The 23,990-nt window shown below is 66.3% G+C and carries 22 protein-coding genes and 1 pseudogene; 19 read left to right on the forward strand and 4 right to left on the reverse strand.

Going from position 1 to position 23,990, the window contains the following annotated elements; all coding sequences use genetic code 11:
• Nucleotides 1-49: 49 nt before the first annotated feature.
• From zur to cls, 14 genes are all read left to right on the forward strand, one after another.
• Nucleotides 50-556 (forward strand): zinc uptake transcriptional repressor Zur, encoded by a 507-nt coding sequence (zur, locus tag G4G71_RS01835; RefSeq protein ID WP_017521236.1) that lies wholly within the window; start codon nucleotides 50-52, stop codon nucleotides 554-556.
• Entirely contained in the window at nucleotides 556-1,356 is an 801-nt protein-coding gene (znuC, locus tag G4G71_RS01840; RefSeq protein ID WP_169935179.1) for a zinc ABC transporter ATP-binding protein ZnuC, read from the forward strand. Before zur ends, znuC begins: the two co-directional genes overlap by 1 nt.
• A complete protein-coding gene (gene znuB / locus G4G71_RS01845) occupies nucleotides 1,349-2,137 on the forward strand; it encodes a zinc ABC transporter permease subunit ZnuB (RefSeq protein ID WP_169935180.1) in 789 nt (262 codons plus the stop codon). Before znuC ends, znuB begins: the two co-directional genes overlap by 8 nt.
• A 37-nt stretch (nucleotides 2,138-2,174) precedes the next feature.
• Complete coding sequence (locus G4G71_RS01850; protein WP_169935181.1) at nucleotides 2,175-2,561, forward strand: hypothetical protein; 387 nt, start codon at nucleotides 2,175-2,177, stop codon at nucleotides 2,559-2,561.
• A gap of 324 nt (nucleotides 2,562-2,885) precedes the next feature.
• The gene (locus G4G71_RS01855; RefSeq protein WP_169935182.1) at nucleotides 2,886-3,896 is read left to right on the forward strand and encodes a methionine ABC transporter ATP-binding protein; all 1,011 of its coding nucleotides are present in this window, start codon (nucleotides 2,886-2,888) and stop codon (nucleotides 3,894-3,896) included.
• Nucleotides 3,893-4,558: a methionine ABC transporter permease gene (locus G4G71_RS01860; RefSeq protein WP_169935183.1), complete on the forward strand. Its 666-nt coding sequence runs from the start codon at nucleotides 3,893-3,895 to the stop codon at nucleotides 4,556-4,558. The genes G4G71_RS01855 and G4G71_RS01860 overlap by 4 nt, the downstream gene beginning before the upstream one ends.
• Nucleotides 4,559-4,598: 40 nt before the next feature.
• Complete coding sequence (locus G4G71_RS01865) at nucleotides 4,599-5,381, forward strand: MetQ/NlpA family ABC transporter substrate-binding protein (protein ID WP_024766992.1); 783 nt, start codon at nucleotides 4,599-4,601, stop codon at nucleotides 5,379-5,381.
• Nucleotides 5,382-5,812: 431 nt separating this feature from the next.
• Nucleotides 5,813-6,628, forward strand: coding sequence for an energy transducer TonB (locus G4G71_RS01870; RefSeq protein ID WP_169935184.1), 816 nt, complete (start codon nucleotides 5,813-5,815; stop codon nucleotides 6,626-6,628).
• 49 nt (nucleotides 6,629-6,677) lie between these two features.
• Nucleotides 6,678-7,394 carry a MotA/TolQ/ExbB proton channel family protein gene (locus G4G71_RS01875; protein ID WP_024766993.1) on the forward strand — a complete coding sequence of 239 codons (717 nt, stop codon included), beginning with the start codon at nucleotides 6,678-6,680 and terminating at the stop codon, nucleotides 7,392-7,394.
• A gap of 1 nt (nucleotide 7,395) precedes the next feature.
• Nucleotides 7,396-7,797, forward strand: coding sequence for an ExbD/TolR family protein (locus tag G4G71_RS01880; RefSeq protein ID WP_169935185.1), 402 nt, complete (start codon nucleotides 7,396-7,398; stop codon nucleotides 7,795-7,797).
• Nucleotides 7,798-8,168: 371 nt separating this feature from the next.
• Nucleotides 8,169-8,822, forward strand: coding sequence for a gamma-glutamylcyclotransferase (locus G4G71_RS01885; protein ID WP_024766995.1), 654 nt, complete (start codon nucleotides 8,169-8,171; stop codon nucleotides 8,820-8,822).
• Between the two features lie 118 nt (nucleotides 8,823-8,940).
• Nucleotides 8,941-9,522, forward strand: a complete 582-nt coding sequence (locus G4G71_RS01890; RefSeq protein WP_169942467.1) for an alpha/beta hydrolase — start codon at nucleotides 8,941-8,943, stop codon at nucleotides 9,520-9,522.
• A 93-nt stretch (nucleotides 9,523-9,615) separates the two neighbouring features.
• Nucleotides 9,616-11,013, forward strand: a complete 1,398-nt coding sequence (locus tag G4G71_RS01895; protein WP_169935186.1) for an amidase — start codon at nucleotides 9,616-9,618, stop codon at nucleotides 11,011-11,013.
• Nucleotides 11,014-11,055: 42 nt separating this feature from the next.
• Nucleotides 11,056-12,489: a cardiolipin synthase gene (cls, locus tag G4G71_RS01900; protein WP_169935187.1), complete on the forward strand. Its 1,434-nt coding sequence runs from the start codon at nucleotides 11,056-11,058 to the stop codon at nucleotides 12,487-12,489.
• A gap of 235 nt (nucleotides 12,490-12,724) precedes the next feature.
• On the opposite strand, the gene ahpF is transcribed toward cls, so the two are convergent.
• The gene (ahpF, locus tag G4G71_RS01905; RefSeq protein ID WP_054910280.1) at nucleotides 12,725-14,290 is read right to left on the reverse strand and encodes an alkyl hydroperoxide reductase subunit F; all 1,566 of its coding nucleotides are present in this window, start codon (nucleotides 14,288-14,290) and stop codon (nucleotides 12,725-12,727) included.
• A gap of 197 nt (nucleotides 14,291-14,487) precedes the next feature.
• A complete protein-coding gene (gene ahpC / locus G4G71_RS01910) occupies nucleotides 14,488-15,051 on the reverse strand; it encodes an alkyl hydroperoxide reductase subunit C (RefSeq protein ID WP_037016170.1) in 564 nt (187 codons plus the stop codon).
• A 468-nt stretch (nucleotides 15,052-15,519) separates the two neighbouring features.
• Between ahpC and xdhA the strand changes: the two genes are divergently transcribed.
• From xdhA to G4G71_RS30155, 5 genes and pseudogenes are all read left to right on the forward strand, one after another.
• Nucleotides 15,520-16,944 (forward strand): xanthine dehydrogenase small subunit, encoded by a 1,425-nt coding sequence (gene xdhA / locus G4G71_RS01915; protein WP_169935188.1) that lies wholly within the window; start codon nucleotides 15,520-15,522, stop codon nucleotides 16,942-16,944.
• The gene (gene xdhB, locus G4G71_RS01920; RefSeq protein ID WP_169935189.1) at nucleotides 16,937-19,276 is read left to right on the forward strand and encodes a xanthine dehydrogenase molybdopterin binding subunit; all 2,340 of its coding nucleotides are present in this window, start codon (nucleotides 16,937-16,939) and stop codon (nucleotides 19,274-19,276) included. Before xdhA ends, xdhB begins: the two co-directional genes overlap by 8 nt.
• Nucleotides 19,273-20,133, forward strand: a complete 861-nt coding sequence (gene xdhC / locus G4G71_RS01925) for a xanthine dehydrogenase accessory protein XdhC (protein ID WP_169935190.1) — start codon at nucleotides 19,273-19,275, stop codon at nucleotides 20,131-20,133. The genes xdhB and xdhC overlap by 4 nt, the downstream gene beginning before the upstream one ends.
• A gap of 147 nt (nucleotides 20,134-20,280) precedes the next feature.
• Nucleotides 20,281-21,255 (forward strand): annotated as a pseudogene (locus tag G4G71_RS30150) (cache domain-containing protein); the annotation flags it as partial.
• A 210-nt stretch (nucleotides 21,256-21,465) separates the two neighbouring features.
• On the forward strand, nucleotides 21,466-22,170 hold the full coding sequence (locus tag G4G71_RS30155; protein ID WP_420826002.1) for a methyl-accepting chemotaxis protein: 705 nt from the start codon (nucleotides 21,466-21,468) through the stop codon (nucleotides 22,168-22,170).
• Nucleotides 22,171-22,641: 471 nt separating this feature from the next.
• Here G4G71_RS30155 and G4G71_RS01935 read toward each other — a convergent pair whose 3' ends face one another.
• Together G4G71_RS01935 and G4G71_RS01940 are read right to left on the reverse strand one after the other, a co-directional pair.
• Complete coding sequence (locus G4G71_RS01935; protein ID WP_169935192.1) at nucleotides 22,642-23,232, reverse strand: IMPACT family protein; 591 nt, start codon at nucleotides 23,230-23,232, stop codon at nucleotides 22,642-22,644.
• Nucleotides 23,229-23,900 carry a TetR/AcrR family transcriptional regulator gene (locus G4G71_RS01940; RefSeq protein ID WP_169935193.1) on the reverse strand — a complete coding sequence of 224 codons (672 nt, stop codon included), beginning with the start codon at nucleotides 23,898-23,900 and terminating at the stop codon, nucleotides 23,229-23,231. Before G4G71_RS01940 ends, G4G71_RS01935 begins: the two co-directional genes overlap by 4 nt.
• Nucleotides 23,901-23,990 lie beyond the last annotated feature (90 nt).

Here is a 23,990-nt window from a genome sequence, read left to right on the forward strand (position 1 = left end):
ACATGAAAGAGTAATATAATAACGTCTCTGAACCCGAGCGTCGCCGCGCATGTACAAGATTGCCCCCAAGACTCCCCTCGCCTGCCGCCCGCACGACCACGCCAACTGCGTGGCCAGCGCCCTGGCCGACGCCGACGCGCTGTGCGCGCGCCAGGGCGTGCGCCTGACCGAGCTGCGCCGGCGCGTGCTGGAACTGGTCTGGGCGAGCCATAAGCCGCTGGGCGCCTACGACATCCTCGCCGTGCTGAGCGAGGAAGACGGCCGCAAGGCGGCGCCGCCGACGGTCTACCGCGCGCTGGACTTCCTCCTGGAAAACGGCCTGGTGCACCGCATCGCGTCGCTCAATGCCTTCATCGGCTGCGCGCACCCGGAACATGCCCATGAAGGCCAGTTCCTGATCTGCCGCGCCTGCCACACCGCCATCGAGCTGGAACAACCGGCCATCAGCGAGGCCATTGTCGCCGGGGCCAAAGGCGTCGGCTTCGCCGTGGAAACCCAGACCGTCGAGATCGTCGGCCTCTGCGGCGCCTGCGCCCCCGGCCAGCGGGAGGCGTGATGAGCGATGCCCTGATCCGCCTGCAAGGCGTCGGCGTCAGCTATGGCGGCCAGGCGGTGTTGCAGAATGTCGACCTGACCATCGCCCCCGGCGAGATCGTCACCCTGATCGGCCCCAACGGCGCCGGCAAGACGACCCTGGTGCGCAGCGTGCTCGGCCTGCTCAAGCCCGATACCGGCAGTGTTTGGCGCGCGCCGAAGCTGTCCATCGGCTATATGCCGCAAAAACTCCACGTCGACCCGACCCTGCCGCTCACCGTCTTTCGCTTCCTGCGCCTGGTGCCCGGTGTGCAGCGCCCCCAGGCGCTCGACGCGCTGAAGGAAGTCGGCGCGGCGCACGTGATCGACAAGCCGCTGCAGAGCGTTTCCGGCGGCGAGCTGCAGCGCGTGCTGCTGGCCCGCGCCCTGCTGCGCAAGCCGGAACTGCTGGTGCTCGACGAACCCGTACAGGGCGTCGACGTCGCCGGCCAGGCCGAGCTCTATCGCCTGATCGGCCGCCTGCGCGACCGCCTCGGCTGCGGCGTACTGATGGTTTCCCACGACCTGCACCTGGTGATGAGCGCTACCGACAAGGTGGTCTGCCTGAACCGCCACGTCTGCTGCTCCGGGCATCCGGAACAGGTCAGCGGCGACCCGGCCTTCGTCGAGCTGTTCGGCCAGGATGCCCGCAGCCTGGCGGTCTATCACCACCACCACGACCATTCCCACGACCTGCACGGCGAGGTGGTGAAACCCGCCTTCCCCGCCGGCACGCGCTTCACTCCGGTCCACCAGCACGGCCCCGACTGTAACCATGGCTGATTTCCTGCTCAACGCCCTCCTCGCCGGGCTGGCCCTGGCAGTGGTCGCCGGGCCCCTGGGTTCGTTCGTCGTCTGGCGGCGCATGGCCTATTTCGGCGACACCCTGTCCCACGCCGCCCTGCTCGGCGTCGCCCTCGGCTTCCTGCTGGACGTCAGCCCGACGCTGGCGGTGACCGTCGGCTGCGTGCTGCTCGCCGTGCTGCTGGTCACCCTGCAGCAGCGCCAGCCGCTGGCCGCCGACACCCTGCTCGGTATCCTCGCCCACAGCACGCTGTCGTTGGGCCTGGTGACGCTGAGCTTCATGAAGGAAGTGCGCGTCGACCTGATGGCCTACCTGTTCGGCGACCTGCTCGCCGTCAGCCAGACCGACCTCTTGTGGATAATCGCCGGCAGCGCCCTGGTGCTGGGGCTGATCTGCTGGCTGTGGCGGCCGCTGCTGGCGATCACCGTGCACGAGGAACTGGCGCGGGTCGAAGGCCTGCCGGTCACCGCCATACGTCTGGCGCTGATGCTGTTGATCGCCATCGTCATCGCCGTGGCCATGAAGATTGTCGGCGTGCTGCTGATCACCTCGCTGCTGATCATCCCCGCCGCTGCCGCCCAGCGGCATGCGCGCAGCCCTGAACAGATGGCCTTCGGCGCCAGTCTGATCGGCCTGGTGGCGGTGTGCGCCGGGCTGTCGCTGTCCTGGTTCAAGGACACTCCTGCCGGCCCCTCCATCGTGGTCAGCGCGGCGGCCCTGTTCCTGCTGAGTTTTGTCCTGCCGCGCCGGACGGTGTAGAATTTGGCGATTTTTTGATCAAAAGAGACCCTGACGCATGAAGTCGTTCGTCATCCGCCTGTTCGCGCTGATGGCCATGGCGCTTGCCCTGGCGGCCTGCCAGAGCACCGCGACCAGCCCAACCAGCAGCAGCGCCTTCGAGACCGAACTGGCCGCCGGCCGTCTGGAATCCGCGCAGCTCGCGCTGGGTTCCGAGCAGGAAGACGCCACCCAGCTCGCCGAGCGCCGCAAACGCCTGGCCGACGCCTACCTGGAGCGCAGCCGCGAGGCCCTGGCCAAGGGCGACGTCAACGGCGCCACCACCGCCCTGACCCGCGCCCGCTCGCTGATGCCCCGCGCCCCTGGCGTCGCCGCCGACGTTAGCGGCCTGCAGAAGCCTGCCGCTCCCGTGGCGCCGGCTGCCCAGCCGACCTGCACCCCGTAAGCCCCAGGGCGCCCGCTCGTGGCGCCCCTTTATTTCCTTTTGTTCCGTAGTTAGTTGAACAAAGATTAATCAGCCATAAAAAAGCAGGTTAAAATGCGCGGTTTTGGCTGACCGCCTACGTTTGTCGTTTATCCCTCGACAACTTAGTAGGTCCCGAATCTGTTTAGGGCTTGCGAGCTAGAGCAGTACAAGGCGAAAACAGGCGAGAAAGCGGAGTCTACTCACGCGTAAATGAGCATTTCTCGCCTGTTTTCAACGCAGTAATGCCGACGCGCAGCACGCCATAAACAGGTTCCCACACGCCGTACCCACAAGGTTTGCTACGTGATCGAATTCCACGACGTCCACAAGACCTATCGCGTCGCCGGACGCGATATCCCGGCCCTGCAGCCGACCCGCCTGTCCATCGAGGGCGGCCAGGTCTTCGGCCTGATCGGCCATTCCGGCGCCGGTAAAAGTACCCTGCTGCGCCTGATCAACCGCCTGGAAGAACCCAGCGGCGGGCGCATCGTCATTGACGGCGAAGACATCACCGCCCTGGACGCCGACGGCCTGCGCCGCTTCCGCCAGCGCGTGGGGATGATCTTCCAGCACTTCAACCTGCTGGCCTCCAAGACCGTCGCCGACAATATCGCCATGCCAATGCGGCTCGCGGGCACCTTCAGTGCCGCGGAAATCACCGCCCGCGTAGACGAACTGCTCGAGCGCGTCGGCCTCCAGGACCACGCCCGCAAGTACCCGGCACAGCTGTCCGGCGGCCAGAAGCAGCGCGTCGGCATCGCCCGCGCCCTGGCCTGCCGGCCGACCATCCTGCTCTGCGACGAAGCCACCAGTGCCCTCGACCCGCAGACCACCGGCCAGGTCCTGCAACTGCTGGCGGAGATCAACCGCGAGCTGAAGCTGACAATCGTCCTGATCACCCACGAGATGGACGTGATCCGCCGGGTCTGCGACCAGGTCGCCGTCATGGATGCCGGGCGCATCGTCGAGCAGGGCGAGGTCGCCGACGTGTTCCTCCATCCGCAGCACGAAACCACCCGCCGCTTCGTCTTCGAGGCCGAGCGTGTGGACGAGAACGAGCAGCACGATGACTTCGCCCACGTGCCGGGCCGCATCCTGCGCCTGACCTTCCGTGGCGAGGCGACCTACGCGCCCCTGCTGGGCACCGTCGCGCGCCAGACCGGCGTCGACTACAGCATCCTTGCGGGGCGTATCGACCGCATCAAGGACCAGCCCTACGGCCAGCTCACCCTGTCCCTGGTGGGCGGTGACATCGAGGCCGCGATGGCGCAGCTCAACGCTGCCGAAGTCCATGTCGAGGTGCTGCGCGCATGAATGAGTTTTTCGTCAATATCGACTGGTCCGAGATTCTCCAGGCCAGCCTCGATACCTTCTGGATGCTCGGCGGCTCGCTGCTGTTCACCGTCATCCTCGGCCTGCCGCTGGGTGTTTTGCTGTTCCTCACCGGGCCCAAGCAGATGTTCGCCAACCGCGGCATCTACGGCGTACTGGCGTTCATCGTCAACGTGCTGCGCTCGCTGCCGTTCATCATCCTGCTGATCGTGCTGATCCCGCTCACGGTGATCCTGGTCGGCACCTCGCTGGGCGTCGCCGGGGCCATCCCGCCGTTGGTGGTGGGTGCCACGCCGTTCTTCGCGCGTCTGGTGGAAACCGCCCTGCGCGAGGTGGACAAGGGCATCATCGAGGCCACCCAGGCGATGGGCGCCAGCACCCGCCAGATCATCTGGAACGCCCTGCTGCCCGAAGCCCGCCCGGGCATCATCGCCGCCATCACGGTCACCGCCATCACCCTGGTGTCCTACACCGCGATGGCCGGCGTGGTCGGCGCCGGCGGCCTCGGCGACCTGGCGATCCGCTACGGCTACCAACGCTTCCAGGACGACGTGATGCTGCTCACCGTGGTGATGCTGGTGGTACTCGTCCAGATCCTGCAGACCGTCGGCGACAAGCTGGTGGTCCACTATTCCCGCAAATAACCACAAGGCCCGCCGGATGCGGGCCGCCAAGGAGCCAACCATGAAGAAACTGTTCGCCGCGTTCGCTGCCGCCGCCGTGATCGCCGCCCCGCTGGCCCAGGCTGCCGACAGCCTGACCGTCGCCGCCACCCCGGTGCCGCACGCCGAGATCCTCAACTTCGTCAAACCCATCCTGGCCAAGGAAGGGGTCGAACTGAAGGTGAAGGAGTTCACCGACTACGTGCAGCCCAACACCCAGGTCGCCGAGAAGCGCCTGGACGCCAACTTCTTCCAGCACCAGCCGTACCTGGATGAGTTCAACAAGACCAAGGGCACCAGCCTGATCGCCGTCACCGGCGTGCACATCGAGCCGCTGGGCGCCTACTCCACCAAGTTCAAGAAGCTCGAAGAGCTGCCCTCGGGCGCTACCGTGGTGATCCCCAACGACGCTACCAACGGCGGCCGCGCCCTGCTGCTGCTGGACAAGGCCGGCGTGATCAAGCTCAAGGACAACAAGTCCATCACCGCCACCCCGAAAGACATCGTCGAGAACCCGAAGAACATCAAGGTGCGTGAGCTGGAAGCGGCCACCCTGCCGCGCGTGCTGACCCAGGTCGACCTCGCCCTGATCAACACCAACTACGCCCTGGAAGCCAAGCTGAACCCCACCAAGGACGCGCTGGCCATCGAAGGCGCCGACTCGCCCTACGTGAACATCCTGGTTGCCCGCCCGGACAACAAGGACAGCGCCGCCATGCAGAAGCTGGCCGCCGCCCTGCATAGCCCCGAGGTGAAGCAATTCATCCTCGAGAAGTACAAGGGTGCCGTCGTTCCGGCGTTCTGATCGCCGACGCAGCTTCACGCTCTGAAAAAGCCCGGTGAATGACCGGGCTTTTTCGTTTTTGGCTTTTGGTTTTTTGTAGGAGCGAGGGGGACGCCTGGTTCTTGCTCGCGAACCCGCCCAGCTCCGGAGCGGCCTGAAAATCCCGTTCGCGAGCAAGCTCGCTCCTACAGGCAACCGTCTATTTCGGCGTTTCTGGACAAATTTTCGCCAACCTTCCCTGCATATTTTCCATGCCGCAAAGGCATCGGTTTTTTTCGATTTCGCTCAAAGGCACGAATGGCGCGGCCTGCAGCGACCCAGAAAAATCACATAGTCCCAAAAGTTATTTCAATAACGAAAATGATCACTTCAAGAGCTAAGACGCTCCGTCAATCATGCAGGTCCGTTTCAAGCGCGTCGTAGAGCCGCGCAGACCTGCAAGGAGATCGTTCATGGCTCAACCCCAGCATGCCCTCGCGCCGGATGCCTTCCTGCGCCACGTGCCCGGCGGCGACCTGGTCGATCTCGGCCGCCCGCTGCGCCACGCGCTGGAACTGGGCCGCCACGTGCCGGCGAAAGCCCGCGCGCTGAGCCGCCGCGAAGCCGTCCTGCTCGGTCTGTTCGCCCTGACGCTACACGGCGCGGTGATCTACTGGCTGAGCCAGCAGCCCACGCCCAAGCTGCCGGAGGTACCGCCACAGGTGCCACCGATGACCATCGAATTCACCGCGCCGACGCCGCCGGTGGTGGAACCGCCGCCGCCCGAGCCGATCCCCGAGCCAGTGGTGCAGGAGCCGCCGCCCCCGGTGGTGGACGAGAACGCGGTGAAACCGCCGCCGCCCAAACCGATCCCCAAACCCAAACCCAAACCGGTGGCCAAGCCCAAGCCTGTGCCCAAGCCGGTGGAGCAGCCCACGCCGCCCAAGGCCGAAACCCCGCCGCCGCAACCGGCACCACCCGCTCCGCCAGCGCCGGCTCCGGCCCCGCTGACGCCGCCCTCGGCCAACGCCGGTTACCTGAAGAACCCGGCGCCGGAATACCCGCCCCTGGCCCAGCGTCGCGGCTGGGAAGGCACCGTCCTGCTGCGAGTGCACGTACTTGCCAGCGGCAGCCCGAGCGAGATCCAGGTGCAGAAGAGCAGCGGCCGCGACGCCCTGGACGATGCCGCGGTGCGCGCGGTGAAACGCTGGAGCTTCGTCCCCGCCAAGCGCGGCGATGTGGCCCAGGACGGCTGGGTCAGCGTACCCATCGACTTCAAATTGCATTGATTCCACTTGCCCAGATCAGCCGCACAAGAATCGCGGAAGGAGAACACCCATGAGTCTGCCCCTGAACCCCCTGGAATCCGTCGAAGGCGCAGTCATCTGGCTGCTGGTCGGCTTCTCCGTCGTCACCTGGGCACTGGCCCTGGTGAAAGGTGTCCAGTTCACCCGCCAGAAGTCCCAGGACAAACGCTTCCAGAAGCAGTTCTGGAGCGCCACCAGCCTCGAATCGGCGGGTGACCAGGCCGCCGGCAAGCCCGGCGCCGGCGCCCGCGTGGCCCAGGCCGGCTTTGCCGCCATCCAGGTCCAGGACAACGGCCAGCCGGACCTGGCCCAGTCGATCAACCACCAGGACCGCCTCGAACGCGCCCTGCGCCAGCAGATCCAGCGCGAGCGCCGCTCCCTGGAATCGGGCCTGGCCGTGCTCGCCTCGATCGGCTCCACCTCCCCCTTCATCGGCCTGTTCGGCACCGTGTGGGGCATCATGGAAGCGCTCAAGGGCATCAGCGCGGCCGGTTCGGCCAGCCTGGAAACCGTCGCAGGCCCCATCGGCAGCGCGCTGATCGCCACCGGCGTGGGTATCGCCGTCGCCGTGCCGGCGGTGCTGGTCTACAACTATTTCCTCCGTCGCCTGAAGCTCACTGCGGCCGACCTCGACGACTTCGCCCACGACTTCTACAGCCTCGCGCAGAAGAGCGCCTTCCGCGTCGTCGCCCTGCCCACCGCCGCGCGCAAACCGGCTGCCGGCGCCAGCGTGAAGGAGGCGAGCTGACATGGCCTTCTCGACCCAGGACAGCGACGAGGTTCTCTCCGAGATCAACGTGACCCCGCTGGTGGACGTGATGCTGGTGCTGCTGGTGGTGTTCATCGTCACCGCGCCGCTGCTGACCAACGCCATCCCGATCAACCTGCCCAAGACCGAGGCGGTCGCCCCGCCGGAGCAGAAGGACCCGCTGGTGGTGAGCATCGACGGTGCCGGCAAGTGGTTCATCAACAAGGACGAGATCCAGCCGGACCTGCTGCAAAGCAATCTGGCGGCGGCCAAGGCCAAGGACACCGAAGTCCGCGTGCAGCTGCAGGCCGACGAAACCGTGAACTACGGCCAGGTGGCCAAGGCGATGGCCTCCATCGAGAAGGCCGGCATCACCAAACTGGCGGTCATCACCGCGCGCTGAGGAACCTGTAAGACACCTGAAACAGAGCGGGTGTAGAAAGGGACCTCCACAACGTACCGAGCTTCAAGGCCGCTCTCCCAATACTCAGGCAGGGGTGAGCGGCCTTTTTTTATTCCCGGATTCCCGCCACCCCGCGCCGATATTTCCTGATCGCGTAGGAGCGGACTCCGTCCGCGATCGATTGCCGGCTGCTCGGAGCTGGCCGGTGGCACATCGCGGACAAAGCCCGCTCCTACGCCCTGTCGGCATGCCGCGTGGCCGCCGTTCGTCGTCATCCCCGCCTCGGCAATAAACCTATGCCTTTCAGGCCCTTCCGTGGCCGCCGCTGTTCCACTAAGTTGATGACAGTTCGGAGACCTGAGGGGTACCGCATGACATCGTCTCCCGCTTCGGAAGGCCCGTTTTATCCGCCGACACTGGGGGTGCCGGAACGCTTCACACCACAACAGCTGCGCGCCTCGCTCGACATCACCATGAGCGAACATGGCGCCGGCCCCGTGTGGCTGTTCGCCTACGGCTCGCTGATCTGGCGCCCGGAGTTCCCGGTGGCCGAAGCGCGCCGCGCGCGGGTGCACGGCTACCACCGCGGGCTCTACCTGTGGTCCCTGACCCACCGCGGCACCCCGGAAGCGCCCGGCCTGGTGCTCGGCCTGGATCGCGGCGGCTCCTGCTCCGGCTTCGCCTTCCGCCTGCCTGAGGACCACCTCGACGCCAACCTCTACGCGCTCTGGGAGCGGGAAATGCCCTACGCCTCCTACCGCCCGGAATGGCTCAACTGCCGCCTGGACGATGGCACGCGCGTGCGCGCCCTGGGCTTCGTCCTCGAACGCCACCTGCCCAGCTACGCCGGCTCCCTGCCCGACAACATCGTCGAGCATGTGCTGGCCAGCGCCCAGGGCCACTTCGGCACGACCCGCGACTACGTCGAGCAGACTGCCCGCGCACTGCGTGAATACGCCATGCCCGACCTCAACCTGGAAGGCATCCTGGCGCGCTGCTGCCCGTTACGCCGGGCGCAGGAATAACCGCTTATAGCCATTCGTTTAGCTTAAATACTGCATAAGCAAAGAATTTCTTATTCCTTAACGAATATTAAAACCCTCCCTAGAATGCCTTCTCATGACGATTCGAGAGGGCCGCTCCATGCGCAACGACCGCATCCGCTACCTGATCGTGCCGGGCTGGCACGGATCCGACGACGCCCATTGGCAGAGCCACTGGCAGCGCGCCCTGCCGAACGCCGCGCGGGTGCAGCAGCAGGACTGGATCACCCCGCAGCGTGCCGACTGGGTCGCCGAACTCGACCGCGAAATCCGCCGCGAGCCGGGCCGCGTGGTGCTGATCGCCCACAGCCTGGGCTGCGTCACCGTCGCCGCCTGGGCGGCCCGCGCCGATCGTCGTGCGCTGGCCCAGGTATCCGGCGCCCTGCTGGTTGCGCCAGCGGATGTGGAACGGGAAACCTGCCATGACGCGCTGCGCAACTTTGCCCCCATTGCCGCCCAGACGCTGCCGTTCGCGACGGTGCTGGTGGGCTCGGACAACGACGCCGCCTGCAGCCCGCAGCGCGCCATGGCGCTGGGTCGCACCTGGGGCGCCGAAACCGTGATCCTGCCTTCTGCCGGGCACATCAACGTGAAATCCGGCCACGGCGCCTGGGAAGCGGGCTACCGTCATCTGTATCGCCTGCAGTACCTGATCGACCAGCAGTCGCGTCAGCGCGCCTGAGCCACGCAAGCGGGTGCGGCATGAGTGCCGCACCCCATCCCCTCGGCGCGCGGATTCGGTTAGGGTGAGGCACAGCCCCCGCCGGAGACCGCCATGCCACCGTTGCACGATCTGTCCGCCGTCGAACTGCTCGCCCTCTACCGCTCGCACCAGCTTTCCCCGGTCGAATACCTCGACCATCTGATCGCCCATATCGAACGCTGGGAACCGCAGCTCTGCGCCCTCTATGCCTTCGACCCGCAGCGCGCGATCGAACAGGCGCGGCGCTCCGAGGCGCGCTGGATTCGCTGCGCGCCCTGCGGCGAGCTGGACGGCGTACCGGTGACCATCAAGGAGCTGATCGCCACCACCGGCGACCCGATTCCCCAGGGCAGCGCCGCCACCCTCCTGCAACCGGCGACCAGCAACGCGCCACCCGCCGCGCGGATGAACGAGGCCGGTGCCATCCTCCTGGGCAAGACCACGGTCCCGGACTTCGGCATGCTGTCCTCCGGGCTTTCCAGCTTCCACAAGCTGGCCCGCAACCCCTGGGATCTGCGCATGAACCCGGGCGGCTCCAGCGCCGGTGCGGCAAGCGCCGCAGCGGCCGGCTACGGACCGCTGCACATCGGCACCGACATCGGCGGCTCGGTGCGCCTGCCGGCGGGCTGGTGCGGGCTGGTCGGCTTCAAGCCGAGCTTGGGGCGCATCCCCATCGATCCCTACTTCACAGGTCGCTGCGCCGGCCCGATGACCCGCACGCTGGACGATGCGGCGCTGATGATGAAGCACCTGGCGCGCCCCGACTGGCGCGACGCCACGGCCCTGCCGCCCGCCGATCTCGACTGGCACATCGACTACGCCGAGGTGCGCGGCCTGCGCATCGGCCTGCAACTCGACCCCGGCTGCGGCCTGCAACCCGAGCCCGAGGTATGTGCCGCGGTGGAAGCCGCCGCAAGACAATTCGCCGATGCCGGCGCGGAAATCATCGAGGTTCGGCCGATCCTCGACCGCGAGCTGCTCGAGGGCCTGGACAGGTTCTGGCGCGCACGCTTGTGGGCCGAGCTGGAGAACCTGCCGGCGGAGCGTCAGGCCAAGGTGCTGCCCTACATCTTCCAGTGGGCCGAGGGCGGCGCGGCGGTGAGCGGCGCCGAAGCAGTGCGCGGCTTCAACCAGACTTTCGAGATGCGCCGCCGCGCCGTCGAGCAGTTCCACGAGATCGACTTCCTGCTCTCGCCGACCAACCAGGTTGCCGCCTTCCCCGCCGAGTGGGCCTCGCCGACCAACGACCCGGCGCAGCCCTTCGAGCACATCGGTTTTACCGTGCCATGGAACATGTCCGAGCAACCGGCACTCTCAATCAACTGCGGCTTCACCGCCGAAGGCATACCCATCGGCCTGCAGATCGTCGGCCCGCGCTTCGCCGACGTCGAGGTGCTGCGCCTGGGCAAGGCCTACGAACACTGGCGCGGCCCCATCCACCGTTGGCCGCAGCCGCCGGCAGCCAACTAAGCTCAAGCCAATCGCCGACCACAAGGAACCGATCGCGCGCCCATGCATTACTCTGCCTACATCGCCCACTTCCTGGTGGTGGTCCAGCTGCTCGGGATCATCGCTGCGGTCCATGCCGTGCTCAGCGTACGCACCGCGCAGGGCGCCATTGCCTGGGCGACTTCGCTGGTATTCATGCCGCTGCTGACCCTGGTGCCCTACCTGGTCTTCGGCCGCAGCCGCTTCGACGCCTACATCGGCGCGCGCCGGCAAGCCAACGAGGAGATGCACGTGGCCGCCGCCGAGCTGGACTGGCGCCCCTGGGTGGAAGAGGCGCTCGCCGCACGCCAGTACGACGGCTACAAGGCGCTCAAGGCGATGGTCGGGCTGGCGCGCATGCCGACGCTGGCGAACAACGAGGTGCGCCTGCTGGTGAACGGCAAGGCGTCCTTCGATGCGATGTTCGAAGCCATCTCGGCGGCGAAGAAGGTCGTGCTGGTGCAGTTCTTCATCATCCGCGACGACGCCCTCGGCCAGCGCCTGGCGCAGCTGCTGCTGGAGCGCGCGGCGAATGGCGTCGACGTGTTCCTGCTGTACGACGGCATCGGTAGCCATTCGCTGCCGCGCCGCTACATCGACAAGCTGCGCCAGGGCGGCGTGCAGGTGCATGCGTTCAGCACCGGCAGCGGGATGATCAACCGCTTCCAGGTGAACTTCCGCAACCACCGCAAGATCGTGGTCGTCGATGGCGTGCGCGGCTTCGTCGGCGGGCACAACGTCGGTGTCGAATACCTGGGCGAGAAGCCGCCACTGGCGCCCTGGCGCGATACTCATATCGAGCTGCGCGGGCCGGCGGTGGCGTGCCTGCAGGAATGTTTTGCCGAAGACTGGTTCTGGGCCACCCATACCCTGCCGACGCTGATCCTGCCCGAAGGCTACGACGATGCCGGGATGCTTTGCCAGGTCGTCCCCAGCGGCCCGGCGGACCCCCAGGAAACCTGCTCACTGTTCTTCGTCGAATCGATCAACGCGGCGGTGGAACGGGTGTGGATCACCACGCCCTACTTCGTCCCGGACGAAGCCGTCGCCGCCGCCCTGCGCCTGGCGGTGCTGCGCGGCGTGGACGTGCGCATCCTGCTGCCCTCGCGGCCGGACCACAAGACGGTGTACGCCGCCTCCAGCCTCTACGCCCTGGAGGCCGTGCGCGCCGGCGTGCGGGTGTTCCGCTACCAGCCGGGGTTCCTGCACCAGAAGGTGGTGCTGATCGACCACGATAGTGCCGCGGTGGGCAGCGCGAACCTGGACAACCGCTCGTTCCGGCTGAATTTCGAGATCATGGTGATCACCGTCGACGAAGGCTTCGCCCGCGACGTCGAGACCATGCTGGAAGAAGACTTCGCCCAGTCGGTGGAGATGACCCTGGACGACCGCAGGCGCGTGCACCGGCTGCAGCAACTGGGGATGCGCGTGGCGCGGCTGGTGTCGCCGATTCTCTGAGAGTCCGGCGCGGGGCTTCCCCCTCACCCTAACCCTCTCCCGGAGGGAGAGGGAACTGTTCTGGTGCAGGGTGAAGTCAAGGCATCAGCCGGCACGTGCAGCTCCCTCTCCCTGTGGGAGAGGGCGGGGGTGAGGGCTAATCCCCGCGCCAGACTCACCCGGCAAATTCCGCACAAAAGAAAACGCCCGATTCACGAGAGTGAATCGGGCGTTTTCTTTCTCTAGCGCGAGGTCATCAGGCTGGCGCGGAGGAGCGGATCAGGTGGTCGAAAGCGGAGAGCGACGCCTTGGCGCCTTCGCCGACCGCGATCACGATCTGCTTGTACGGAACGGTGGTCACATCACCGGCGGCGAAGATGCCCGGCAGCGAAGTCTCGCCGCGAGCATCGACGATGATCTCGCCACGCGGGCTCAGTTCGATGGTGCCCTTGAGCCATTCGCTGTTGGGCAGCAGGCCGATCTGCACGAAGATGCCTTCCAGCTCGATGGACTTGAACTCTTCCGAGTTGCGGTCCTTGTAGACCAGGCCGGTGACCTTCTGGCCATCGCCTTTCACTTCGCTGGTCAGCGCGCTGGTGATCACGTCCACGTTCGGCAGGCTGAACAGCTTGCGTTGCAGCACGGCGTCGGCGCGCAGCTTGCTGTCGAACTCCAGCAGGGTCACGTGGGACACGATGCCAGCCAGGTCGATGGCCGCTTCGACGCCGGAGTTGCCGCCGCCGATCACTGCCACGCGCTTGCCCTTGAACAGCGGGCCGTCGCAGTGCGGGCAGAAGCACACGCCCTTGGCCTTGTACTCTTTCTCGCCCGGCACGCCCATTTCACGCCAGCGGGCGCCGGTGGCCAGGATCACGGACTTGGCCTTCAGGCTGCCGCCGCCCTCGAACTGCACTTCGTGCAGGCCGCCGACGCTCTTGGCCGGAATCAGCGCGCTGGCGCGCTGCAGGTTCATGATGTCGACTTCGTAGTGCTTGACGTGCTCTTCGAGCTGGCGAGCCAGTTTCGGGCCTTCGGTCTCGGTCACCGAGATGAAGTTCTCGATGGCCATGGTGTCCAGCACCTGGCCGCCGAAACGCTCGGCGGCAACGCCGGTGCGGATGCCCTTGCGGGCGGCGTAGATCGCCGCCGCGGCGCCAGCCGGGCCACCGCCGACGACCAGTACGTCGAACTCTTCCTTGGCCGACAGCTTCTCGGCTTCGCGGGCAGCGGCGCCGGTGTCGATCTTGGCGAGGATTTCTTCCACGCCCATGCGGCCCTGGCTGAACACTTCGCCGTTCAGGTAGATGCTCGGCACCGACATGATCTGGCGCTGCTCGACTTCATCCTGGAACAGCGCGCCGTCGATGGCGACGTGGCGGATGTTCGGGTTGAGCACGGCCATCAGGTTCAGCGCCTGCACCACGTCCGGGCAGTTCTGGCAGGACAGCGAGAAGTAGGTTTCGAACTCGAACTTGCCCTGCACGCCCTTGACCTGCTCGATCACATCGGCCTCGAGCTTGGACGGGTGACCGCCGACCTGCAGCAGCGCCAGCACCAGGGAAGTGAATTCGTGGCCCATGGGGATACCGGCGAAAGTCAGGCCGATGTTCGCCCCCGGGCGGTTCAGCGAGAAGGACGGCTTGCGGGCGTCGCTGCCATCTTCTCGCAGGGTGATCTTGTCGGTCAGGCCGACGATGTCGTGCAGCAGTTCGCTCAGTTCGCGGGATTTGTCGCTGTCATCGAGGGAAGCGACGATCTCGAACGGCTGCTGAACCTTTTCCAGGTAGGCCTTCAACTGGGTTTTAAGAGTGGCGTCCAACATGATCCAGATCCTCGGAATTTGAGCAAAGGGGTTCCCCGGCGAGCCTTCTGGCCCACCCTGCGCACGCTTTTGGCTTTAGGCAGGGAGGATGCCGGTAGGCATCCTCGGGGTACTGCAAAACGGTGGGGGAAGCGCTGTGGGCGGGCGCCCGGTGGTTGCGCGGCAGGAACTGCCGCGCAACCGCTTCCCGGCCGTTCTTAGATCTTGCCGACCAGGTCCAGGGACGGAGCCAGGGTCTTCTCGCCTTCTTTCCACTTGGCCGGGCAGACTTCGCCCGGGTGAGCGGCGGTGTACTGGGCAGCTTTCAGCTTGCGCAGGGTTTCGCCGACGTCACGAGCGATCTCGTTGGAGTGGATTTCGACGGTCTTGATCACGCCTTCCGGGTTGATCACGAAGGTGCCGCGCAGGGCCAGGCCTTCTTCCGGGATGTGCACGCCGAAAGCGTTGGTCAGCTGGTGGGTCGGGTCGCCGATCAGCGGGAACTGAGCCTTGCCAACAGCCGGGGAGGTTTCGTGCCACACCTTGTGGGAGAAGTGGGTGTCGGTGGTCACGATGTAAACCTCGGTACCAGCGTCACGGAACGCAGCGTAGTTGTTGGCGGCGTCTTCGATCTCGGTCGGGCAGTTGAAGGTGAAGGCTGCCGGCATGAAGATCAGAACCGACCACTTGCCCTTCAGGGACTGCTCGGTGACTTCGATGAACTTGCCATTGTGGAAAGCGTTGACCTTGAACGGTTGGACTTGGGTGTTGATCAGGTTCATTAGGCAATTCCTCGTAGAGAGTTGTCGTTTAATCGAGTGGGTCGATCGTTAGAAATTCGACAGGTAGAAGATTATCGTCTGATGACAGAAAAGGCCCATTGATTTAGGGCATTAGGAATATTGAGTCTTTCTATGAGGGTAACTATAAAAGGAAGAAGTTTCCTATCAAGCGAAACGCGGCATCCTACATCTGAATACCCGCTTCAAGGGCTCTGCCTGGCGGCTTCGAGCCCTCCCCCCTGAGTCCGGCGGCTGGCACCGGTCCTGACACCTTGGCGTGAAAGCTACTGAAGGGCAACGGCGGATGCGACGTACGGTGCCCCACCCTGCCTTGCCAACCCCTGCTTTTTTGCCCTGCCCGCCCACGCGCCTATGCTTGTTTGCGTGGGCCGCTAACGCAGGGTTCTCGCCCGTTCCGGTCAGCCTTCGCGAAGCGGCACGCCGCACGCATGACGACGAGGACTCCCGATGATCCAGTTCCTGCTCGGCGAAGAAGCAGTCCAGGCCGACGGGTTCGCGCCCGAGACCAGCCTGCTCGACTACCTGCGCATCTACCGCGCCCGCACCGGCACCAAGGAGGGCTGCGCCTCGGGAGACTGCGGCGCCTGCACCGTGGTGCTCGCCGAGCCCGAGGGCGAAGCCCTGCGCTACCGTGCGGTGAACGCCTGCATCACGTTGCTGGGGGCGGTCCACGGACGCCAGGTGCTGACCGTCGAGCACCTGGGCGAACCAGGCGCGCTGCACCCGGTTCAACGGGCCATGGTCGATTGCCACGGCTCGCAGTGCGGCTTCTGCACACCCGGCATCGTCATGTCGCTGTTCGCCTGGCGCCATTCGCCGCCGCCACACAACCGCGAGACGGCGCTGACGGCACTTTCGGGCAACCTGTGCCGCTGCACCGGCTACCGGCCGATCCTCGACGCTGCCGCGCAGATCGCCGGACAGCCGTGCCTGGACAGCTTCGAGCAGAACGGCGCCCTGATCGTCGCCCGCCTGCGGGAGATATCCACAGCCGGCACGCTGGGCGAAGGCGAGGCGCAGGCCTGGTTGCCCGGTTCGCAGGACGAGCTGGACGACTTGCTTCAGCGCCACCCGCAGGCGCGGCTGATCGCCGGCGGCACTGACCTGGCGCTTGAAGCGACGCAGAACCTCAAAGCCTTCCCGGCGCTGATCCACCTCGACCGCGTCGACGAGCTGCAACGCCTGGAAGTCCATGCCGACCACCTGCTGATCGGCGCCGCGCGCCCCTATGCCGATTGCCTCGCTGCACTGGACGAATTCCCCGGCGTGAGCGCCTTGCTGGAACGCCTCGGCTCCCTGCAGATCCGCCAGCGCGGCACCCTGGGCGGCAACATCGCCAACGCCTCGCCCATCGGCGACATACCGCCGGTATTGCTGGCCCTGGATGCGACGTTGCGCCTGCGCCAGTCGGGAGCCGTGCGCGAGGTGCCTGTCGATGGATTCTTCACCGGCTATCGCAAGACCGTCCTGCAGCCCGGCGAGTACATCGAAGCGGTGCTGATCCCGCGCCTGGGCAGCCACCAGCGGTTCCGTGTCGACAAGGTGTCCAAACGCCGCGACGACGACATTTCCGCCGTGTGCATGGCGCTGCGACTGGACCTCGATGACAACGCCATCGTCACCGACGTGCGCCTCGCCTGCGGCGGTATGGCGGCCACGCCCCTGCGCGGCCTGCGGACTGAAGCGGCGCTGCGCGGCAGGCCATTCGACTCGGCGGCCATCGCTGCGGCGCAGGCCGCGATCCCGGAGGATTTCCAACCCATCGACGACCTGCGCGCCAGCGCCGCCTATCGCCTGAAGGTGGCGCAGAACCTGCTGCAGCGCGCACTACTGGAATGGTCCGATAACGCCGCGGAGGTGCGCCATGCGTAGCCTGCCACCACTGGCCAGCAATGGCGTCGCGGTCGCCATCCACAGCGCGGGCCAGCCTCGCGAACACGACAGCGCGGCGCTGCACGTCAGCGGCGCCGCGCGCTACGTGGACGACCTGAAGGAGCCGCGCGAGCTCCTGCACGCCGCCGTCGGCCTGACTGAAATCGCCTGCGGTGCCGTGCTCTCCCTCAACCTTGATGCGGTTCGCAGCGCACCCGGCGTCATTGCCGTGCTGACCCTGGAAGACGTTCCCGGCCACACCGATATCGGTCCGGTCTTTCCCGGTGACCCGCTGCTGGCCGGCGACCGGGTGAAGTACCACGGCCAGGCGCTGTTCGCCGTCGCCGCCCAAACGCTGATCCAGGCACGCCGGGCGGTACGTCTGGTGAAGGTCGAATACGCTAAGGAAGAGCCGCTGATCGATCCGCTCAAGGCCAAGGCCGAGGAACGCTTCGTACGGCCGCCGCACCACATGCGCCGGGGCGATGCGCAAACGGCGCTGGAGAATGCCCCGCACGTGCTGGAAGCTCACCAGTTCATCGGCGGCCAGGAGCATTTCTACCTCGAAGGCCAGGCTTCGCTGGCGCTGCCCGGCGACGACGGTGGCATGCTGGTGCACACCTCCAGCCAGCACCCGAGCGAAGTGCAGAAACTGGTAGCCGAGGTACTGGCGATCCCGCTGGCCAAGGTCACCGTGGAAGTGCGCCGCATGGGCGGCGGCTTCGGCGGCAAGGAAACTCAGGCCGCGCCCTTCGCCTGTCTCGCCGCGCTGCTCGCACGCAAGACCGGGCAAGCCGTGAAACTGCGTCTGCCACGCGCCGATGACATGCGCCTGACCGGCAAGCGCCACCCCTTCCACAACCGCTACCGCATCGGCTTCGACGATGGGGGCCGGTTGCTCGCCGCGCAGCTGGAACTGGTGGGCGACTGCGGCCATTCGCCGGACCTCTCCGACGCCATCGTCGACCGCGCGATGTTCCACGCCGACAACGCCTACTTCATCCCCGACGTGGCCATCTCGGGCTACCGCAGCTTCACCAACATCGTCTCGCACACCGCCTTCCGCGGCTTCGGCGGGCCGCAGGGGATGATGATCATCGAGCGCGCCATGGACGACATCGCCCGCGCGGTGGGCAAGGACCCGCTCGACGTGCGCAAACTCAACCTCTACGGAGGAATGGGGCGCGAGTTGACGCCCTACCACCAGAAGGTCGAGCACAACCTGCTGGGCGAGTTGATCGCGCGGCTGGAGCAAAGCAGCGACTACGCCACGCGGCGCGCAGCGATCCACGCATTCAACACGCAGAGCGCGGTGCTGAAGAAAGGCCTCGCACTGACTCCGGTGAAGTTCGGCATTTCCTTCACCGCGCAGCACCTGAATCAGGCGGGCGCGCTGGTCCACCTCTACACCGATGGCAGCATTCAGCTGAACCACGGCGGCACCGAGATGGGCCAGGGGCTGAACACCAAGGTCGCGCAGATCGTCGCCGAGGAATTCCAGGTGCCGCTGGAGCGCGTGGTGATCACCGCAACGCGTACCGACAAGGTGCCCAACACCTCGCCCACCGCCGCTTCCAGCGGTACCGACCTGAACGGCATGGCCGCCCGCGATGCCGCGCGCACGCTGAAGAAGCGGCTGATCGATTTTCTCGCCGAACGCGATGGCGTAAAGCCACAGGAGGTTCGCTTCGAGCACGGCGGCGTGACCATCGGGACGCAGCACGTGAGCTTCACCGAAGCCATCCAGGCCGCGTACTTCGCGCGCATCCAGCTTTCCGCCACCGGTTTCTACCGCACGCCGAAAATCTTCTACGACCGCGAGAAGGGCCAGGGCCATCCGTTCTTCTACTTCGCCTACGGGGCGGCGGTGTCCGAGGTGGAGGTGGACACGCTGACCGGCGAGTACCGCGTCCAGCGCGTGGACATCCTCCACGACGTCGGCCGCAGCGTGAACCCGGCCATCGACATCGGCCAGATCGAAGGCGGATTCATCCAGGGCATGGGTTGGCTGACCACCGAGGAGCTGCGCTGGGACGACTCCGGCAAGCTGCTCACGGTGGGCCCCGCGACCTACAAGATCCCAGCGGTGAGCGACACGCCAGAGGACTTTCGCGTGGCGCTGTTCGAGCGCCCCAACGAGGAGGACAGCGTGTACCTGTCCAAGGCCGTGGGCGAACCGCCGTTCATGCTGGCGATCTCGGTGTGGTCGGCGCTGCGCGACGCCATCGCCAGCCTCGCGGACTATCGGCTGAGCCCCGACCTGGATACGCCGGCGACGCCGGAGCGGGTACTCTGGGCCTGTGAGGCGATGCGCCAGGAGAACCAAGCATGACCCGCAACTGGATGGATGCCATCGCAAGCCTGCGCGACAGCGCCGAGGGCTACGTGCTGGTCACCGTGATCGGCGTGCAGGGCTCCACGCCCCGCGAATCCGGCAGCAAGATGCTGGTCACCGCCGGGGAAACCTTCGACACCATCGGCGGCGGCCACCTGGAGTTCGCCGCCATCGAGCACGCCCGCCAGTTGCTGCTGGCCGGCAAGGATCGCCAGGCGCTGGAGCACTTCCCTCTCGGCGCACGGCTGGGCCAATGCTGCGGCGGGCGTGCCAGCCTGCTGTTCGAATGCTTTGCCGCACGTGGGCCACAGGTCGTGCTGTTCGGTGCCGGGCACGTGGGCCGCGCCCTCGCGCCATTGCTGGCAGGTTTGCCGTTGCGCCTGGAATGGGTGGACAGCCGCGCCGCGGAATTTCCCAAAGCCGTTCCCGACGGCGTGCGCATGCGCCTGCTGGAGGAACCCGAGGACGCCGTGCACGAAGCGCCACCGGGCAGCTACTTCCTGGTCATGACCCACAACCACCCGCTGGACTACGCCATCGCCGAGGCCGTGCTCAAGCGCGGCGACGCCGGCTTTCTCGGCATGATCGGCTCGCGCACCAAGGCGCGGCGCTTCCAGATGAGGCTGGAACAGCACGGTTATCCACAGCAGGTGATCGAGCAGATGCATTGCCCCATCGGCTTGTCCGAAGTGCCCGGCAAACGCCCGCTGGAAGTAGCCATCTCGGTGGCCGCCCAGGTCATCGCCCGCTATCACCAGGACGCCCCCGCCCGGCAGACGCGTGAAGGAGTGGAATGGGCCGCGCTATGTAGCGAAGGTGCGTGCAGCGACACGCCAGCGGACGCAAAAACCTGACCAGTGGGACAACAGTTTTTCCCGCTGCCGCCGATACACTCAACGACCCCGTCTCTTCGCCCGCCACCCGGCGGGCGTTTCGTTGTGCGTTCGGAGGAAAACAAGAAAATGCGCCTGCGAAGTATCCAGACCCAGCTCATCCTCAGCATGGGCGCCGCCCTGCTCATCAGCCTGCTCATCGTCCTCGGCCTGTATGCCGTGCTGGTCAACCGCCTCAGCGAGCGCTACCTGCTCGAACAGGCGCTGCCGGCGAGTATCCAGGCGTTTGCCAATGACTTCGAGAAGCGCCTCACCGGCCCCATCACCGCAGCGGCAGGGATCGCCGATAACACCCTGGTGCAGGACTGGCTGGCCGCTGGCGAAAGCCCCGCGCAACTGGCTGAATTCACCCGCTACCTGGGCGGCATCCGCGCCTCGCAGAAGGCCTTCTCCGCGCTGATCACCTCCAACGCCAGCGGCGCTTACTACAGCGACAAGGGCAAGGAGCGCACGCTGAGCCGCAGCGAGCCGAAGGACAGCTGGTACTTCCAGTTCATCGACAGCGGCAAGCCGCGCATGTGGAACATCGACACCGACGGCAGCACCGGCGAACTGGCGCTGTTCATCGACCAGCGTGTGGAGCGCGACGGCAAGCTGCTCGGCATCGCCGGTCTGGGCCTCGAGATGCGCGAACTGTCGACGCTGATCCGCGACTTCCGCTTCGGCCAGTCCGGGCGCGTGTACCTGGTGAAGAACGACGGCCAGGTGCAGATTCATCCCGACGCCGCACTGCCCAAAGGGCGCAACCTTGGTGACCTGATCGGTGCCAGTGCCGCCAGTGCTCTGCTCGGTCAGCAAGGCTTCCACAGCGCTCGCTTCGAACGCAACGGCGAGGACTACCTGGCCGTCAGCCTGCCGCTGCATGACCTGGGCTGGACCCTGGTGAGCGAAGTGCCGGAAGCAGAAATCTATGCCGACGCCCGCGAGGCGCTGGCCTTCTCCGGCCTCGCCGGAGCAGTGGTCGCCCTGCTCTGCCTGGCGCTGGTGGTACTGATGGCGCGCAGCCTCGCCAGGCCGATCCGCCAGGTGACCGGTGCGTTGCTGGAAATCGGCGGTGGCGGGGGCGACCTCACCCGCCGCCTGGACGACAGCCGCGCGGACGAACTGGGCGACCTGGCGCGCGGCTTCAATCGCTTCCTCGAAGGCCAGCGCGCGCTGATCAGCGCTGTGCTCGGCACCAGCCAGCAGTTGCTGCACACCGTCGGCGAAGTGGCACAGGTGGTGGATAACACCGCCGACCGTGCCGGCCGCCAGCAGGAAATGACCGACATGGTCGCCACGGCGGTGAACGAGATGGGCAGCACGGTGCAGGAAATCGCCCGCAACGCCGAGCAGGCGGCCAGCGCATCGCAGCAGGCGCGCGACGAAGCCGGCGAAGCACGGCGGGTGGTCGGCGGCTCGCTGCAGGTCGGCCAGCGCATGTCCGGGGAGATCGGCGAGGCTGCCGGCGCGGTAGGCGAACTGGCCGGCCAGGTGGCGAGCATCGACCAGGTGCTGGCGGTGATCCGCGGCGTCTCCGAGCAGACCAACCTGCTTGCACTCAACGCCGCCATCGAAGCGGCGCGCGCTGGCGAACTGGGCCGTGGCTTCGCGGTGGTGGCGGACGAAGTGCGCACGCTGGCCAGCCGCACCCAGGGCTCGACCGACGAAATCCTCACGATCATCCAGCGCCTGAAGGGCGGTGCGGAGGCCGCAGTGCGCTCGATGCAATCCAGCCAGCAGACCACCGGGCAGAGTCTGGCTGCCAGCGAGCAGGCCGGCGCCTCGCTGGGCGCCATCGCCGATCAGGTGGAGCGCATCAGCGACATCAACCACCAGGTCGCCACGGCCACCGAGGAGCAGTCGGCGGTGACCGAGGAGATCAACCGCAACGTGCAGGGCATCGCCGACCTCGCCCACGCCACCACCCGCGAAGTGCAGCATGGCCGCGAGCAATGCCGCGAGCTGCGCACCCTGGCCGACGACCTGGCGCGGCAGATGGCGCAGTTCCGCCTTTGAAGGCGCTGGCGCCGGCCATGCGCCGGCGCCTTTTCCCCAGAGTTACCCACAGATTTCCAAAGCGAAGCGGCAGGCTTTTCGCCATGGCTGGCGGTGGATGACGGCCGATCAGCGCACGACGTGTCTCAACGACGAGACACCTTGCCCACAAGTTGCCCACAGATTGTCCAGAGACTTGCCCCCAGCCGGCCGGGCTCTGCCCGCCCATCCAGCCAAATGCCCGAGCCCAGGCCCCGTAAGCCCTGCATCAATCCAGTGAATAATTCATCGAATGGTCAGAAGTGATCCCGAGTGGGGTTTCCGGCGAATTTCACCCACATCTTTTCCACAGCTTGTTCATATTTTGCTCAACAGGCCCAAGAGGAATTGCTCAGAAAATGAGCGATGCGCTGCAGCCTCCGGACGGCGTAGGCAGGAGCCGACCAGCCACAGGTTATCCACAGGTGGTTCCACGGGGATTGGGGAGAAGAATCAGGCGTCCAGCAAGCGCGCCCGAATACGACCGCGGCTGAGGTCACCAAGCAGCTTCTGCAACGGCTCGATCTGGGTGGTCGGCAGGACCGCCGTCACCTGCACGCCCTCCCCACCGAAGGTTTCGTCCTCGATGCTGGCACCGAGCGCAAGGACTCGCGCCTTGAACAGCGCGTGCTCGGCGAAGGTGCAATCGAAGGCCAGCCGGCTGCTGGGCACCAGTTCGATGCGTTCGGCGTCCTGCAGGCATTTTGCTGCACAACCGCCGTAGGCGCGGGCCAGGCCGCCTGTACCGAGCTTGATGCCGCCGAACCAGCGGCTGACCACCACCACTACGCGGTCCATGTCCTGCCCCTCGATGGCCACCAGCATGGGCCGGCCGGCGGTGCCGCCGGGCTCGCCGTCATCGCTGAAGCGGTACTGGTTGCCCAGCTTCCACGCCCAGCAGTTGTGCCCGGCGCTGGCGTCCCGATGCGCGGCGAGGAAGGCCTGGGCCTCGGCCTCGCTGGCGATCGGTGCGGCGACGCACTGGAAACGGCTCTTGCGGATGTCTTCTTCGTACCGGGCGAGGCCGGCCAGGGTGAAACTCATGCCGAGGTCGACGGCGGCGTCAGCCCGCAACCCTTGAGGATGATGCGGATGAGGTTGTCGCTGGCGTCGCTGAAGTCCTGCTTGGACATGCGCTTGCGACCCGTGACGAAGCCGATCTGGGTGGCGAAGTCGGCATAGTGCTGGGTGCTGCTCCAGATCAGGAAGATCAGGTTCACCGGGTCCACGGCGTCCATCTTGCCGGCATCGATCCAGGCCTGGAACACGGCGGCGCGGCCGGCGAACCAGGTGCGGTAGTCCTGGCTGAAGTGTTCGGAGAGGCATTCGCCACCACTGATGATCTCCATGGCGAAGACCCGCGAGGCCTGCGGGTAGCGACGGGAGAACTCCATCTTGGCGCGGATGTAGGCCGCCAGCGCGACGGCCGGGTCGTCATCCACGGTGAGGTGGTTGAAGGTGCTGTCCCACAGTTCGAGGATGTTGCTCAGCACCGCCACGTACAGCCCCAGCTTGTTGCTGAAGTAGTAGTGCAGGTTGGCCTTGGGGAGGCCGACGCGCTGGGCGATGGTGTTCATGCTGGTGCCCTTGAAGCCATGGCGGGCGAACTCCTCCTCGGCGGCGGCGAGGATGGCTTCCTCGTTCTTCTGGCGAATGCGGCCGGCGGGCTTTTCGCCGTTGGGTGCGGTGTGGGCGGGTACCTGGAGGGTCATGCGGAATATCCGTGCATTGAGCGGTGGCGCTGCATGGATAACCCAGGCGGGTAGCGGGATTCAAGCAAAAGCCGAGAGAAAGCGGCGGAA

The sequence above is a fragment of the Pseudomonas multiresinivorans genome (assembly GCF_012971725.1).
In the GTDB taxonomy this organism is placed as follows: Bacteria; Pseudomonadota; Gammaproteobacteria; order Pseudomonadales; family Pseudomonadaceae; genus Pseudomonas; species Pseudomonas multiresinivorans.

What these genes read in the sequence shown, in the direction of transcription:
- zur (WP_017521236.1), top strand. Translation starts at nt 50, where the DNA reads ATGTACAAGATTGCCCCCAAGACTCCCCTCGCCTGCCGCCCGCACGAC.
- znuC (WP_169935179.1), top strand. Translation starts at nt 556, where the DNA reads ATGAGCGATGCCCTGATCCGCCTGCAAGGCGTCGGCGTCAGCTATGGC.
- znuB (WP_169935180.1), top strand. Translation starts at nt 1,349, where the DNA reads ATGGCTGATTTCCTGCTCAACGCCCTCCTCGCCGGGCTGGCCCTGGCA.
- G4G71_RS01850 (WP_169935181.1), top strand. Translation starts at nt 2,175, where the DNA reads ATGAAGTCGTTCGTCATCCGCCTGTTCGCGCTGATGGCCATGGCGCTT.
- G4G71_RS01860 (WP_169935183.1), top strand. Translation starts at nt 3,893, where the DNA reads ATGAATGAGTTTTTCGTCAATATCGACTGGTCCGAGATTCTCCAGGCC.
- G4G71_RS01865 (WP_024766992.1), top strand. Translation starts at nt 4,599, where the DNA reads ATGAAGAAACTGTTCGCCGCGTTCGCTGCCGCCGCCGTGATCGCCGCC.
- G4G71_RS01870 (WP_169935184.1), top strand. Translation starts at nt 5,813, where the DNA reads ATGGCTCAACCCCAGCATGCCCTCGCGCCGGATGCCTTCCTGCGCCAC.
- G4G71_RS01875 (WP_024766993.1), top strand. Translation starts at nt 6,678, where the DNA reads ATGAGTCTGCCCCTGAACCCCCTGGAATCCGTCGAAGGCGCAGTCATC.
- G4G71_RS01880 (WP_169935185.1), top strand. Translation starts at nt 7,396, where the DNA reads ATGGCCTTCTCGACCCAGGACAGCGACGAGGTTCTCTCCGAGATCAAC.
- G4G71_RS01885 (WP_024766995.1), top strand. Translation starts at nt 8,169, where the DNA reads ATGACATCGTCTCCCGCTTCGGAAGGCCCGTTTTATCCGCCGACACTG.
- G4G71_RS01890 (WP_169942467.1), top strand. Translation starts at nt 8,941, where the DNA reads ATGCGCAACGACCGCATCCGCTACCTGATCGTGCCGGGCTGGCACGGA.
- G4G71_RS01895 (WP_169935186.1), top strand. Translation starts at nt 9,616, where the DNA reads ATGCCACCGTTGCACGATCTGTCCGCCGTCGAACTGCTCGCCCTCTAC.
- cls (WP_169935187.1), top strand. Translation starts at nt 11,056, where the DNA reads ATGCATTACTCTGCCTACATCGCCCACTTCCTGGTGGTGGTCCAGCTG.
- ahpF (WP_054910280.1), bottom strand. Translation starts at nt 14,290, where the DNA reads ATGTTGGACGCCACTCTTAAAACCCAGTTGAAGGCCTACCTGGAAAAG.
- ahpC (WP_037016170.1), bottom strand. Translation starts at nt 15,051, where the DNA reads ATGAACCTGATCAACACCCAAGTCCAACCGTTCAAGGTCAACGCTTTC.
- xdhA (WP_169935188.1), top strand. Translation starts at nt 15,520, where the DNA reads ATGATCCAGTTCCTGCTCGGCGAAGAAGCAGTCCAGGCCGACGGGTTC.
- xdhB (WP_169935189.1), top strand. Translation starts at nt 16,937, where the DNA reads ATGCGTAGCCTGCCACCACTGGCCAGCAATGGCGTCGCGGTCGCCATC.
- xdhC (WP_169935190.1), top strand. Translation starts at nt 19,273, where the DNA reads ATGACCCGCAACTGGATGGATGCCATCGCAAGCCTGCGCGACAGCGCC.
- G4G71_RS30155 (WP_420826002.1), top strand. Translation starts at nt 21,466, where the DNA reads ATGGGCAGCACGGTGCAGGAAATCGCCCGCAACGCCGAGCAGGCGGCC.
- G4G71_RS01935 (WP_169935192.1), bottom strand. Translation starts at nt 23,232, where the DNA reads ATGAGTTTCACCCTGGCCGGCCTCGCCCGGTACGAAGAAGACATCCGC.
- G4G71_RS01940 (WP_169935193.1), bottom strand. Translation starts at nt 23,900, where the DNA reads ATGACCCTCCAGGTACCCGCCCACACCGCACCCAACGGCGAAAAGCCC.